The organism is Halopseudomonas pachastrellae, from assembly GCF_900114765.1.
Classification (GTDB): domain Bacteria; phylum Pseudomonadota; class Gammaproteobacteria; order Pseudomonadales; family Pseudomonadaceae; genus Halopseudomonas; species Halopseudomonas pachastrellae.
Map to the genome: position 1 here is coordinate 76,159 of NZ_FOUD01000007.1, position 13,400 is coordinate 89,558.

The 13,400-nt window shown below is 59.6% G+C and carries 12 protein-coding genes; 8 read left to right on the plus strand and 4 right to left on the minus strand.

The window, feature by feature from the left end; translation table 11 throughout:
* Positions 1 to 174: 174 nt before the first annotated feature.
* Complete coding sequence (locus tag BM116_RS07050) at positions 175 to 1,839, minus strand: electron transfer flavoprotein-ubiquinone oxidoreductase (RefSeq protein WP_083725267.1); 1,665 nt, start codon at positions 1,837 to 1,839, stop codon at positions 175 to 177.
* 296 nt (positions 1,840 to 2,135) lie between these two features.
* On the opposite strand from BM116_RS07050, the gene BM116_RS07055 reads away from it, so the two are divergent.
* Together BM116_RS07055 and BM116_RS07060 are read left to right on the plus strand one after the other, a co-directional pair.
* Positions 2,136 to 2,885 carry an electron transfer flavoprotein subunit beta/FixA family protein gene (locus tag BM116_RS07055; protein ID WP_083725265.1) on the plus strand — a complete coding sequence of 250 codons (750 nt, stop codon included), beginning with the start codon at positions 2,136 to 2,138 and terminating at the stop codon, positions 2,883 to 2,885.
* 2 nt (positions 2,886 to 2,887) lie between these two features.
* Positions 2,888 to 3,817, plus strand: a complete 930-nt coding sequence (locus BM116_RS07060) for an electron transfer flavoprotein subunit alpha/FixB family protein (RefSeq protein ID WP_083723987.1) — start codon at positions 2,888 to 2,890, stop codon at positions 3,815 to 3,817.
* A 312-nt stretch (positions 3,818 to 4,129) separates the two neighbouring features.
* Here the strand turns inward: BM116_RS07060 and BM116_RS07065 are convergent, their stop codons facing one another.
* Both BM116_RS07065 and BM116_RS07070 read right to left on the minus strand, forming a co-directional pair.
* A complete protein-coding gene (locus tag BM116_RS07065; RefSeq protein ID WP_083725263.1) occupies positions 4,130 to 4,852 on the minus strand; it encodes a UDP-2,3-diacylglucosamine diphosphatase in 723 nt (240 codons plus the stop codon).
* 13 nt (positions 4,853 to 4,865) lie between these two features.
* Positions 4,866 to 5,360 carry a peptidylprolyl isomerase gene (locus BM116_RS07070; protein WP_083725307.1) on the minus strand — a complete coding sequence of 165 codons (495 nt, stop codon included), beginning with the start codon at positions 5,358 to 5,360 and terminating at the stop codon, positions 4,866 to 4,868.
* Between the two features lie 195 nt (positions 5,361 to 5,555).
* Between BM116_RS07070 and BM116_RS07075 the strand changes: the two genes are divergently transcribed.
* The 3 genes from BM116_RS07075 to BM116_RS07085 are packed head-to-tail and all read left to right on the plus strand — an operon-like array spanning position 5,556 to position 9,393.
* Positions 5,556 to 7,223, plus strand: a complete 1,668-nt coding sequence (locus BM116_RS07075) for a glutamine--tRNA ligase/YqeY domain fusion protein (protein ID WP_083725261.1) — start codon at positions 5,556 to 5,558, stop codon at positions 7,221 to 7,223.
* Positions 7,223 to 8,608: a cysteine--tRNA ligase gene (gene cysS / locus BM116_RS07080; protein ID WP_083725260.1), complete on the plus strand. Its 1,386-nt coding sequence runs from the start codon at positions 7,223 to 7,225 to the stop codon at positions 8,606 to 8,608. Before BM116_RS07075 ends, cysS begins: the two co-directional genes overlap by 1 nt.
* 11 nt (positions 8,609 to 8,619) lie before the next feature.
* A complete protein-coding gene (locus BM116_RS07085) occupies positions 8,620 to 9,393 on the plus strand; it encodes an SDR family NAD(P)-dependent oxidoreductase (RefSeq protein WP_083725305.1) in 774 nt (257 codons plus the stop codon).
* A gap of 40 nt (positions 9,394 to 9,433) precedes the next feature.
* Here BM116_RS07085 and BM116_RS07090 read toward each other — a convergent pair whose 3' ends face one another.
* Complete coding sequence (locus tag BM116_RS07090) at positions 9,434 to 10,846, minus strand: alanine/glycine:cation symporter family protein (protein ID WP_083725303.1); 1,413 nt, start codon at positions 10,844 to 10,846, stop codon at positions 9,434 to 9,436.
* A gap of 175 nt (positions 10,847 to 11,021) precedes the next feature.
* Between BM116_RS07090 and BM116_RS07095 the strand changes: the two genes are divergently transcribed.
* The 3 genes from BM116_RS07095 (at position 11,022) to BM116_RS07105 (ending at position 13,394) form a co-directional block, all read left to right on the plus strand.
* On the plus strand, positions 11,022 to 11,864 hold the full coding sequence (locus tag BM116_RS07095; RefSeq protein ID WP_083725258.1) for a metal-dependent hydrolase: 843 nt from the start codon (positions 11,022 to 11,024) through the stop codon (positions 11,862 to 11,864).
* A gap of 73 nt (positions 11,865 to 11,937) precedes the next feature.
* Complete coding sequence (locus BM116_RS07100) at positions 11,938 to 13,062, plus strand: NAD(P) transhydrogenase subunit alpha (protein ID WP_083725256.1); 1,125 nt, start codon at positions 11,938 to 11,940, stop codon at positions 13,060 to 13,062.
* 17 nt (positions 13,063 to 13,079) lie between these two features.
* Entirely contained in the window at positions 13,080 to 13,394 is a 315-nt protein-coding gene (locus BM116_RS07105; RefSeq protein WP_083725301.1) for an NAD(P) transhydrogenase subunit alpha part 2, read from the plus strand.
* Positions 13,395 to 13,400 lie beyond the last annotated feature (6 nt).

Below are 13,400 nucleotides of genomic sequence, written 5' to 3' on the forward strand. Positions count from 1 at the left end.
AATCGCGCGGGTTTTCTTTTGCTGGTGCATGGGCGCCAACAGCGTTGAGAAAAGGTTGTCGGAGTACCAGCAGAGCTCACCCTGATTACGTTTGCGCCTCAGAGCACAAAAAAACCCGGCCGGAGCCGGGTTTGCTTGCAGCTTGCCGCTTGAGGCTTGCCGCTGTAACGCGCGTTACATATTCGGATAGTTCGGGCCACCCGTGCCTTCGGGCGCGATCCAGTTGATGTTCTGGGCCGGGTCCTTGATGTCGCAGGTTTTGCAGTGTACGCAGTTCTGCGCGTTGATTTGGAAGCGCTTCTCGCCGTCGTCCTGAGTGACAACCTCGTATACGCCGGCCGGGCAGTAACGTTGTGCCGGCTCGTCGTACAGCGGCAGGTTTTTCTCCAGCGGGATGCTCGGGTCTTTCAGCGTCAGGTGGATCGGCTGATCTTCTTCATGGTTGGTGTTGGACATGAAGACAGAAGACAGCTTGTCGAAGCTCAGCACGCCATCGGGTTTCGGATAGTCGATCTTGGTCGCTTCGGAGGCCTTTTTCAGGCAAGCGTAATCCGGCTTGGTGTCGTGCAGGGTGACCGGGATCTTGCCGCCGAACCAGTTCTGGTCGATGTAGTTGAACGCGCCACCGAACAGCGGGCCGAACTTGTGAATCGCCGGGCCGAAGTTACGGGCTGCAAACAGCTCGTCGTACAGCCAGCTGGACTTGAAGTTGTCGACGTAACCGGTCAGCTCGTCACCGCCTTCGCGGCCAGCCTTGAGGGCTTCAACAACGGCCTGGCCGGCCAGCATGCCGGATTTCATGGCAGTGTGGCTGCCTTTAATCTTGGCAAAGTTCAGGGTGCCCAGATCGCAACCGATCAGCGCGCCGCCCGGGAAGACCATCTTCGGCAGGGAGTTGATGCCGCCTTTGCAGATGGCACGAGCGCCGTAGGCAACGCGCTTGCCGCCTTCCAGGTACTGTTTGATGACCGGGTGGTGCTTGTAGCGCTGGAACTCATCGAACGGCGACAGGTGCGGGTTGGAGTAGGACAGATCAATGATCAGACCAACGACAACCTGGTTGTTCTCGATGTGGTACAGGAACGAACCACCGGTGTTTTCGGTGCCGACGATATCCAGCGGCCAGCCAGCGGTGTGAACAACCAGGCCTTGTTCGTGCTTGGCTGGGTCGATATCCCAGATTTCCTTGATGCCGATGCCGTAGTGCTGGGCATCTGCTTCGGAGTCCAGGTTGTAACGTTTGATCAGCTGCTTGCCGATGTGGCCGCGGCAGCCTTCGGCGAACAGGGTGTACTTGGCGCGCAGTTCCATACCCGGGGTATAGAAGCCGTCTTTCGGGTTGCCTTCACGGTCGACACCGAGGTCACCGGTGAGGATGCCGCGAACGACGCCGTTTTCGTCAATCAGCGCTTCCTGGGCGGCAAAGCCCGGATACACCTCTACGCCCAGGCCTTCGGCCTGCTCGGCCAGCCAGCGGCACAGGTTGCCGAGGGAGATAATGTAGTTGCCATGGTTGTGCATGGTCTTGGGTACGAGGGCGTCGGGCAGCTTGGTCGACTTGTCTGCGCTGGTGAGCATATAGATGTCATCGCGCTTGACCTCGGTGTTCAGCGGGGCGCCCATCTCTTTCCAGTCAGGGAAGAGTTCGTCCAGGGCGCGCGGCTCGAATACCGCACCGGAGAGAATGTGGGCGCCGACTTCGGAGCCTTTTTCTACGACACAGACGCTGATTTCCTGTTCGGCTTCAGCGGCTTGCTTTTTGATTTGGCATGCAGCTGCCAGGCCAGAGGGGCCGGCACCTACGATGACAACGTCAAACTCCATGAATTCGCGTTCCACAATTTATCTCCTAACTCAAGGCCCGTCACATGTAATTGGATTCTTTAGATGATCTTCCGTGATCCATTGAGCCGCGCAGTATAACAGCCCGTTTTTTGCGCTCCAACGCAAAGATGGCGTTTTGGCCCTTTATTGGACCTTTTGTCGAATTGCTCCTATTGACCGCCTGTGCTTGGAAAGTCATGATAAAGAGCTTTTGAACGACGGGCCCGCTTTAGTCTTATTGTGAACGTTTTTTTATTTCTGGTCACTATTTGTTCGGGCTTTGTTTTGGCTACACATTAAATGAGGCAACCATGAAGGTACTTGTAGCGGTTAAGCGAGTCGTTGACTACAACGTCAAGGTTCGCGTCAAAGCGGATAACTCCGGTGTTGATCTGGCCAACGTCAAGATGTCGATGAACCCCTTCTGCGAGATCGCCGTAGAAGAAGCCGTACGCCTGAAAGAAAAAGGCGTTGCGACCGAAATCGTCGCTGTCACTGTCGGCCCGACTGCCGCCCAGGAACAACTGCGCACCGCCCTGGCACTGGGCGCCGACCGCGCTGTTCTGGTTGAGTCCGCAGACGAGCTGAGCTCCCTGGCCATCGCCAAGGCGCTGAAAGCCGTTGTTGATAAAGAGCAGCCGCAGCTCGTTATCCTCGGCAAACAGGCCATCGACTCCGACAACAACCAGACTGGCCAGATGCTGGCTGCACTGTCTGGCTACGCTCAGGGCACCTTTGCCTCTGAAGTTGCCGTTGAAGGCGACAGCGTCAAGGTCACCCGCGAAATCGACGGCGGTCTGCAGACCGTTGCTCTGAAGCTGCCGGCCATTGTTACCACTGACCTGCGTCTGAACGAGCCGCGCTACGCGTCGCTGCCGAACATCATGAAGGCCAAGAAAAAGCCGCTGGAAACCCTCAAGCCGGAAGACCTGGGCGTGAGCACTGCCTCCACCGTCTCCACCCTGAAGGTTGAAGCCCCGGCTGCCCGCAGCGCTGGCATCAAGGTCAAGAGCGTTGACGAGCTGGTCGACAAACTGAAGAACGAAGCCAAGGTGATCTGAACATGAGCATTCTGGTTATTGCTGAACACAACAACGCCGAGCTGAACGCAGCTACTCTGAACACCGTTGCGGCCGCTCAGGCTATCGGTGGCGACATCGATGTACTGGTTGCCGGCGCTGGCTGCGCAGCCGTTGCTGACGCCGCTGCCAAAGTTGCTGGCGTAAGCAAGGTCCTGCTGGCTGATAACGCTGCCTACGCAAACCTGCTGCCGGAAAACGTTTCCCTGCTGATCGCTGAGCTGGGCAAGGGCTACACCCACATCCTGGCGCCGGCCAGCACCAATGGTAAAAACTACCTGCCGCGCGTTGCTGCGCTGCTGGACGTTGATCAGATCTCCGAGATCACTGCTGTTGAGAGCGCTGACACCTTCAAGCGCCCGATCTACGCCGGTAACGCGATTGCCACCGTGCAATCCAGCGCTGCCATCAAGGTCATCACCGTACGCGCCACCGGCTTTGACGCCGTTGCGGCCGAAGGCGGCAGCGCTGCCGTTGAAGCCGTTGCCTCTGCCCACGACGCTGGCACCTCCAGCTTTGTTGGCGAAGAGCTGGCCAAGTCCGACCGTCCGGAACTGGCAGGCGCCAAGATCGTCATCTCCGGTGGCCGCGGCATGCAGAACGGCGACAACTTCGAAATGCTGTACAAGGTCGCCGACAAGCTGGGCGCTGCTGTAGGTGCCTCGCGCGCCGCGGTTGACGCCGGCTTCGTACCGAACGACATGCAGGTTGGTCAGACCGGTAAGATCGTTGCGCCGCAGCTGTACGTCGCGGTCGGCATCTCCGGTGCCATCCAGCACCTGGCCGGTATGAAAGACTCCAAGGTGATCGTTGCGATCAACAAGGACGAAGAAGCGCCGATCTTCCAGGTAGCCGACTACGGCCTGGTTGCCGACCTGTTCGAGGCGGTACCGGAGCTGGAAGGTAAGCTCTAAGCCACAAGCCGGCCCTTGGGCCGGCGGCTGGAAGCTAGAAGCTGAAAGCTGTAAGACCACTGCCGCGTGAGTGGCTGGTTTTTCGCTTTAAACAAACCCCTGACGCGCAAGCGTTGGGGGTTTTGTTTTTTTTGGGAAAGGGTTGAGGGCTGGCTAGAGGCTTAAGGTTGGAAGCCATAATCCTGAGTAAGTGGTTAGGCTATGGGAAGGGCCTTTGCCGCGTCAGTTCAACGACTTCGCGGAGTCGAAACTTCCAGCTTCCAGCTTCCAGCTTCCAGCTTCCAGCTTCCAGCTTCCAGCCTGCGGCCGGCTCTAAAGCTCGAAGGCTTCGAGCCGCTTGCCGTTTTCGTCGACCTCAAGTGCCCAGCCGGCCTGGTCCCAGTCTCCCAGGACAATGCGTACGGCGGGAGCGCCGTCGATCATCAGGTCGTGGATGGCGGGGCGGTGGGTGTGGCCGTGGATGAGGGTTTTTATGCCTTTCTCACGCATGATGTGGGCAACCGCGCCCAGGTTGACGTCGGTAATGTCGGCGGCTTTCATGCGGGTGCGGCTCTGGCTTTCGTTGCGCAGTTTGCGGCCCAGTTTGTAGCGGGTGCGTTTGGGCAGGTTACGCAGCAACAGGCGGCTGGCGGGGTTGCGCAGCCAGCGGCGCATGCGCATGTACTCAAGGTCGTCGGTGCAGAGGCTGTCGCCGTGCATCAGCAGTACCGGCTCGCCATTGAGTTTGACCACCGTCGGGTCGTTGAGCAGGGTGCAGCCAGCGGCGCGGCAGAAGCGTCGGCCGAGCAGAAAGTCCCGGTTGCCGTGCATCAGGTATACCCGGGTGCCTTGCGAGCTTAGGTGGGAGAGGGCGCGCACAACCTCGCGTCCCAGCTCGTCGATGGTGTCGTCACCCAGCCAGACTTCGAAAAAGTCGCCCAGGATATACAGTTCATCAAAGCTCGGGGCGCGGGTTTCAAGCAGACGCAAAAACGCCCGGGTGATATCCGGGCGTTTTGCTTCCAGATGCAGATCCGAGATAAACAGATAGCGCATCGGGATAATGGGCTCAGTCGACCAGTTCGGCGCGCTCGATGATCACGTCCTCGGCGGGTACGTCCTGGTGGCCGGAGCGGGAGGTGGTGCGCACGCCCTTGATCTTCTCAACTACGTCCATGCCATCGGTCACCTTGCCGAAGACCGCGTAACCCCAGCCGTGCATGGTCGGAGCGGAGAAGTTGAGAAAGTCGTTGTCAGCCACGTTAATGAAGAACTGGGCGCTCGCCGAATGCGGATCAGGTGTGCGCGCCATGGCGACGGTGCCGACACTGTTGCCAACGCCGTTGTCGGCTTCGTTCTTGATCGGATCACGGGTGTCTTTTTGCTGCATGCCGGGGGCAAAGCCACCGCCTTGAATCATGAAGTTGCTGATCACGCGGTGGAAGATGGTGCCGTCATAGTGGCCGTCACGCACATACTGCTTGAAGTTCTCAACGGTCACCGGTGCTTTGTCGGCAAAGAGTTCCAGGGTGATGACGCCGTAGTTGGTATGCAGTTTGACCATGGGGTAATCCTCAGACAGTCGGGCGATGGAGGTTTGATGCCAGCTGCATTGCTGCATTCAGGCACCTGCAAGTTTCGGGTATGATACGGGTTTTGGCCATGATGGCCTAGGGATGCGCAGGCTAATGCACTAGTCTGCCTGTCCCGAGTGATCCCCGATGCGAAAAACATCACCTGAGCGAGTTTTGCCGACCTTATGAACAAGCCCGACGCTACCCCTCCGAGTCACTTCCTGCGCCAGATCGTCCAGGCCGATCTGGACAGTGGCAAGCACAGCAGCATTGTCACGCGTTTTCCGCCGGAGCCTAACGGCTACCTGCACATCGGGCACGCCAAGTCGATCTGTCTGAACTTTGGCCTCGCCAAGGAATTTGGTGGTGTCTGCAACCTGCGCTTTGACGACACCAACCCGGCCAAGGAAGAACAGGAATACATCGACGCCATCAAGGCCGATGTCGAGTGGCTGGGCTTTGAGTGGGGCGGTGATGTGCGTTACGCCTCTGATTACTTTGACCAACTGCACGCCTGGGCCATCGAGCTGATCAAGGCCGGCAAGGCCTATGTCTGTGAGCTGACGCCCGAGCAGGCCCGCGAGTATCGCGGTACCTTGACCGAGCCGGGCAAGAACAGCCCGTTCCGGGAGCGCAGCGTTGACGAGAACCTGGATCAGTTCCAGCGCATGACTGCCGGCGAGTTTGCCGATGGCGCCAAGGTGCTGCGTGCCAAGATCGACATGGCCGCGCCGAACATGAACCTGCGCGACCCGATCATCTATCGCATCCGCCATGCCCATCACCACCAGACCGGTGACAAGTGGTGCGTTTACCCGAGCTACGACTTTACCCACGGTCAGTCCGATGCCCTTGAAGGCATCACTCACTCGATCTGCACCCTGGAATTTGAAGATCATCGCCCGCTGTACGAGTGGTTCCTCGACCAGCTGCCGGTACCGGCGCACCCGCGTCAGTACGAATTCGCTCGTCTGAACCTGAACTACACCGTCACCAGCAAGCGCAAACTCAAGCAACTGGTCGATGAGAAGCACGTGGACGGCTGGGATGACCCGCGCATGTCCACGCTCAGCGCCTTCCGTCGTCGTGGCTACACGCCTGCTGCCATTCGCGAGTTCTGCGAGCGCATCGGCGTGACCCGGTCTGACGGTGTGGTTGATATGGGCGTGCTCGAATTCTGTATCCGCGACGACCTGGATGCCAACGCACCGCGCGCCATGTGCGTACTCAAGCCGTTGAAAGTGACCATTACCAACTACCCGGAAGGTCAGACCGAAGAGCTGCGACTGCCGCGTCACCCCAAGCAGGACATGGGCGAGCGCGTACTGCCGTTTGAGCGGGAGATTTACATCGATCGTGAGGACTACATGGTCGATCCGCCGAAGGGCTACAAGCGCCTGGTGCCGGGCGGTGAAGTACGTTTGCGTGGCAGCTACGTGATTCGCGCGGATGAAGCGATCACCGACGCCGACGGCAACATCGTCGAGCTGCTGTGCAGCTATGACCCGGACACCCTGGGCAAGAACCCGGAAGGCCGCAAGGTCAAGGGTGTGATTCACTGGGTGCCGGCGAGCAGCAGCGTTGAGTGTGAGGTGCGACTGTACGATCGCCTCTTCAACACCGCCAATCCGGATAAGGGCGAAGCGGGCACCACCTTCCTCGACAACATCAACCCGGATTCCCTGCAGGTGCTGAGCGGCTGCCGCGCCGAGCCGTCGCTGGCTGAGGCAACGCTGGATGATCGCTTCCAGTTCGAGCGCGAAGGGTACTTCTGCGTCGACTCGCGCGACTCCAAGGCCGGTGCAATGGTCTTCAACCGCACCGTTACTTTGCGCGACTCCTGGGGGGGCTGATGGCGCTCGCACTTTACAACACCCTGACCAAGACCAAGGACACCTTCAAGCCGCTGGTTGGCAATCAGGTACGGATGTATGTCTGCGGCATGACGGTTTATGACTTCTGTCACATCGGCCACGCCCGGGTGATGGTGGCGTTTGACGTGGTGGCGCGCTGGTTCCGCCATCGCGGCTATGACCTGACCTACGTGCGCAACATCACCGACATCGACGACAAGATCATCAAGCGCGCCAACGAAAACGGTGAAACCTTCGAGCAACTGACCGAGCGCATGATCGCGGCCATGCACGAAGACGAGGCGCGCCTGAACGTGCTGCGGCCGGACCAGGAGCCGCGTGCCAGTCAGCATATCGAGGGTATGTTCTCGATGATTCAGACGCTGATCGACAAGGGCTACGCGTACGCGCCGGGTAACGGCGACGTTTATTACCGCGTTGGCAAATTCGAAGGCTACGGCAAGCTGTCGCGTCGCAAGATCGAAGATCTGAAAATCGGCGCGCGCATCGAAGTGGACGAAGCCAAGCAGGACCCGCTGGACTTTGTACTGTGGAAAGCAGCCAAGCCAGGTGAGCCGAGCTGGACGTCGCCTTGGGGTGAAGGTCGCCCTGGCTGGCATATCGAGTGCTCGGTCATGTCGACCTGCTGCCTGGGCAATACCTTTGACATTCACGGCGGCGGCCCGGATCTGGTGTTCCCGCACCATGAGAACGAGATCGCCCAAAGCGAAGCGGCCACCGGCGAGCAGTACGCTGCTGCCTGGATGCACGCCGGTGCGGTGCGCGTTGATGGCGAGAAGATGTCCAAGAGCCTGGGTAACTTCTTCACCATTCGCGAGGTGCTGGAAAAGTATCATCCGGAGGTGGTGCGTTACCTGCTGGTGTCCAGTCACTACCGCAGCGCAATCAATTATTCCGAAGACAACCTCAAGGAAGCCAAAGGGGCGCTGGAGCGTTTCTATATCGCACTCAAGGGCCTGCCAGACGCGGCGCCTGCCGGTGGCGAAGCCTTTGCTGAGCGCTTTGGCGCCGCAATGGACGACGACTTCAACAGCCCTGAAGCCTGCGCCGTGCTGTTTGAAATGGTGCGCGAGGTTAACCGCCTGAAAGAGACCGATGTCGCCGCTGCTGCTGCACTGGCAGCCAGCCTGCGTCAGTTGGCCGAGGTGCTGGGCGTACTGCAACTGGATGCTGACACCTTCCTGCAGGCGGGTGCTGCCGGCAAGGTCGATGCTGCCGAGGTTGAGGCGTTGATTGCGGCGCGCCTGCAGGCACGTGCCGACAAAAACTGGGCCGAGTCCGACCGCATCCGCGATCAGCTCACCTCCATGGGTGTGGTGCTGGAAGACGGTAAGGGCGGCACTACTTGGCGGCTGGCGGACTGATGCCACAGGATATGACCGATCTCCGGGGCCGCGTGGCCCTGGTAACCGGTGCCGGTAGCGCCGACGGTATTGGCTTTGCGATTGCCAAGATGTTTCACGTCGTTGGCGCGACTGTGGTTCTGACCTCGACCACCAATCGAATTTTTCAGCGCCAGAATGAGCTGGACCCTGAGCGCCTGCGCAGTTTGGCGGTGGTTGCCGATCTGACTCACCCCGAGCAGGCTGCCCAGCTGATTGATCAGGTCATGGCGCAGTTTGGACGGATCGACATTCTGGTCAACAACGCCGGGATGTCGCAGTCCGGTATTGAAGAGCCGATTGGCGATTTGTTCCACCGCATGGCGTTTGAGCACTGGCAGCGCGAGATTGATCTGAATCTCAATACCTGCGTGCACGTGAGCCAGCCGGTACTCCAGCACATGCTGGCGGCGGGCTTTGGTCGTGTGATCAATATCGCCTCGGTGACCGGCCCGCTGGTGACCTTTCCGGGTACCGCCGGTTACAGCGCGGCCAAATCTGCAATGGTTGGTCTGACTCGCTCCATTGCTCATGAGGTGGCGGGGCAGGGTATAACCGTCAACGCCATCGCTCCTGGCTGGATTCACACCCCCTCCAGCTTGCCCGCCGAGCTGGAAGCCGGGCGACACACGCCGGTTGGCCGGCCTGGTAGGCCGGACGAAGTGGCGCGCGTTGCGTTGTTCCTGGCCAGCGAAGGCTGCAGCTACATGACAGGGCAGATGCTGGTGGTGGACGGCGGGAATTCTTTGCAGGAAATCAAGGGTTAGCCCGCTGCACGGCAGCGGGCTAACACGGTTACCACGTTGATCAGTACCAGATATCGGAGTTGATCTTGTCCTTCAGCTCCGGGTACTCGTCAGCCCGGAACACCGGCTCCACGCCGGTTTTGCGCTGGGCCAGATAGTCCTTGGTCAACTTGGCCACGGTGCCGGACAGCAGCAATATGCCGATCAGGTTGATGGTCGCCATCAGCCCCATCGAGGCGTCCGCAGCGTTGAATACGGTGCCAACCGCCTGGTAAGCCCCCCAGACCACCATCGCCAGTGCCGCGCAGCGCAGGCTGAGCATGCCCATCTTGCCGCCAAGCCCGAGGAAGATCATCGCATTCTCGGCGTAGGAGTAATTGGCCACGATGGAGGTAAAGGCGAAGAACAGAATCGCGAAGGCAATGAAGTAGCGGCCGGCGTCACCAATGTGCGCTTCCATCGCCGCCTGTGTCAGCTGGGTGCCGGTTACGCCGTTGCCAGGTTCCAGTACGCCTGAGAGCAGAATCATCACTGCGGTGGCGGTACAGATGACCAGGGTGTCGATAAATACCCCTGTGGCCTGCACGAAGCCCTGCGATGCGGGGTGGTGCGGGTTGGGTGTTGCGGTGGCGGCGACGTTGGGCGCCGAGCCCATGCCCGCCTCGTTGGAGAACAGCCCGCGCTTGATACCGTTAAGCATCGCCGCGGCGACCGAGCCGGCTACGCCACCGGCGGCCTCTTCCAGCCCGAAGGCGCTTCTGACGATGGTCGCCAGCACGCCGGGCACCTCGTCATAGTGCATCGCCAATACCACCAGCGCCATCAGCACATAGGCGGCAGCCATAAAGGGCACGACAAATTCGGCAAAGCGGGCAATTGAGCGCAGGCCGCCAAAGATAACGACAGCGGCAACCAGCGCAATGGCAATGCCGACAATCAGTTTGTTGAAGCCAAAGGCGCCTTCCATCGCATCGGCAATCGAGTTTGCCTGCACGGCGTTGAACACCAGACCAAATGAAATGATCAGGCAGACCGAGAAGATACTGCCGGCCCACGGCGCCTTGAGGCCCTTGGACAGGTAGAACGCAGGCCCGCCACGGTACTGGCCTTCGCCGTCGCGCACCTTGTAAAGCTGCGCCAGGGTACTTTCGGCATAGGCCGTTGCCATGCCGACCAGCGCAACCATCCACATCCAGAAGATTGCCCCGGCACCGCCAAGGTACAGAGCGACAGCAACGCCAGCCAGGTTGCCGGTGCCAACCCGGGAGGCAAGGCTGGTGCACAGGGCCTGAAAGGGCGAGATGCCGGACTTGTCACTTTGCCGCGCACCCAGTACCGAGCGGATCATCTCCCCAAAGTGAAGAAACTGCAGAGCGCCCAGGCGGATGGTGAAGAAGATCCCGACGGCCAGTAGTCCGTATATAAGGACATACCCCCAGAAAATCGTGTTCAGCGCGTCAATTATCGTGTTCATGGTCATCCCCCAGATACTTTTGAAATAGATTGTTACTTTCAATGTAGCGGCCCTGCGCCACGGCGCCAGCTGAGGATCTGATAATGTCTATTGTCAAAAGTGTGGAAAGGGCAGAGGATGGGAGAGCTGCTCGACCTAACGACGATAACAAAAACTGCAATACCAGAGGTGAGTCATGTCTGTGTTGACGCCTGAAAACCTGACTATTCAGCCCCGGCGCATTGATTTTGGCCTGCCTGATCCGCTGCCTCGGCATTGGCTTGGTGGCGACCCTTTCAAGACACATTTCTTCAACGCCATGTCATTGCTGTTCCCCGATGGCGAGTGTTTTTTTATCGACTCTGTCAGGCACTTTCGCGATCAGGTTACCGACCCGCAGCAACAGGCTCTGATCAAAGGTTTTATCGGCCAGGAAGGCCATCACAGTCGTGAGCACATCGAATACAACAACCGTTTGCAGGCGCTTGGCTACGACGTTGAGCGGCTAACCCAGCCGGTGCGTCGCCGTATTGCCTATGCAAACAAGCACCTTTCTCCTGAGCGCCGTTTGGCCGGCACTGTGGCCATGGAGCATTTCACCGCCATCATGGCTGATTCGGTGCTGCGTGAACTGCGCTGGTTCGAGGGCTCTGATGAGGCGATGCGACGCATCTGGCGCTGGCATGCCTTGGAAGAAACGGAGCACAAGGCAGTCGCCTTCGACCTGTACATGCAGGTATGCGGTGATCGCAAGCTGCTGCGCGAGGCCATGCGCTTTTCCACCTGGTTTTTCCTACGGGACGTTACCCGTGGTGTCTGGCACATGCTCAAGCGCGATGGGCACCAGTGGGATGTGCGTTTGTGGTGGCGAGGGATGCGCTGGTTGTGGGGGCGCGGCGGCTTCTTTTCGAGCCTGTGGGGCGCTTATCGCGACTTTTATCGCGAGGACTTTCACCCCTGGCAGCATGACAACGAGGCGCTGATGCGCGACTGTCAGCGCGAGTTTGATTTGGCTAATACGTTACGAACAAACTACTGAATTGTCTCGGTCTGAGGCGACGTTTTGTCGCTACTGGTGTATCCTTGCGCGCAATCTCTTGTGAGGAGCTACCATGCCAATACAACTACACATCGCAAAAGAAACCCGGCGTCACGAGAATCGCGTTGCCCTGGTGCCGGCGGTTGTTGCCAAGCTGCAGAAGCTGGGCATTGAGCCGCACTTGGAGCCGGGCGCCGGTGAGGCGGCCCGTATTCCGGATGCCGACTACACCGCCGCCGGTGCCACCGTCGGTGCTGCGCCGGCCGAGACACGGCTTTTTTTTCGCGTCCAGCCGCCCAGCCTCGCTGACATTCAGCTGATGCCCGAAGGCTCCATTCTGTGCAGCTTTATCTACGCACAGCGTGAGCCAGAGGTGGTGAAGGCGCTGCGTGATCGTCGCATCACCTGTTTTGCGATGGAGCTCATCCCGCGTATTACCCGCGCCCAGGCAATGGACGCGTTGTCCTCCCAGGCAGCCCTGGCCGGCTACTACGCCGCGCTGCTGGCAGCTACCCACCTGAACCGCATTCTGCCGATGATGACCACGGCCGTAGGTTCGCTGCGCCCGGCCAAGATTCTGGTCATGGGGGCCGGGGTCGCCGGTCTGCAGGCGCTGGCTACCGGCAAGCGTCTGGGTGCGATGATTGAAGGCTACGACGTACGACCGGAAGTGCGCGAACAGGTCCAGTCGGTGGGTGGCAAGTTCGTCGATACCGGCGTGTCCGCAGTGGGCGAGGGCGGTTACGCCCGTGAGCTGACCGAGGAGGAGCAGAAGCAGGTGCAGGAGGTGCTGACGCGCCACGTGCAGCAAGCTGACGCGATCATCACTACGGCCTCCATTCCCGGCAAGCCAAGCCCCAAGATTCTGACCGAAGAGCAGATCATGGGCATGAAGAGCGGCTCGGTGATTATTGACCTGGCGGCAGAAGGGGGCGGTAACACGCCGCTGACGCAGCCCGGTGACACTGTTGAAGTCGGACCGGCGACCATTGTTGCGCCGCTGAACATTGCCAGCCACCTGGCCGAGCACGCATCTGAGCTGTACGCCCGTAACCTGCTGGCCCTGGTGGGCTTGATGGTGCAGGACGGTGAGCTGTCCCTGGATTGGGAAGACGAAGTGCTGGCCCGTTCAGTACTGACCCACGACGGCGAAATCCGCAACGATGCAGCGCGCGCTGCTGTCGAAGAGCAGGCTTGAGGATTTAAAAAATGGATATGAGTGTCACTATCACAGGCTTTGTTGCCCTGTATATTTTCCTGCTGGCAGCCTTTGCCGGCTATGAAATCATCGGTCGTGTACCGGCCATTTTGCACACCCCGCTAATGTCGGGCTCCAACTTCATTCACGGCATCGTGGTGGTCGGCGCGATGTGGGCGCTGCTCAACGCGGGCTCCACTCTTGAGCAGGTCATCGGTTTTGTCGGCGTTCTGCTGGGCGCGGGTAACGCGGCTGGCGGTTACGTGGTAACCGAGCGCATGCTGGAAATGTTCAAGCCGACCAACAAAGCGCCCGGCGCAGACAAGGAGTAAGTAGAC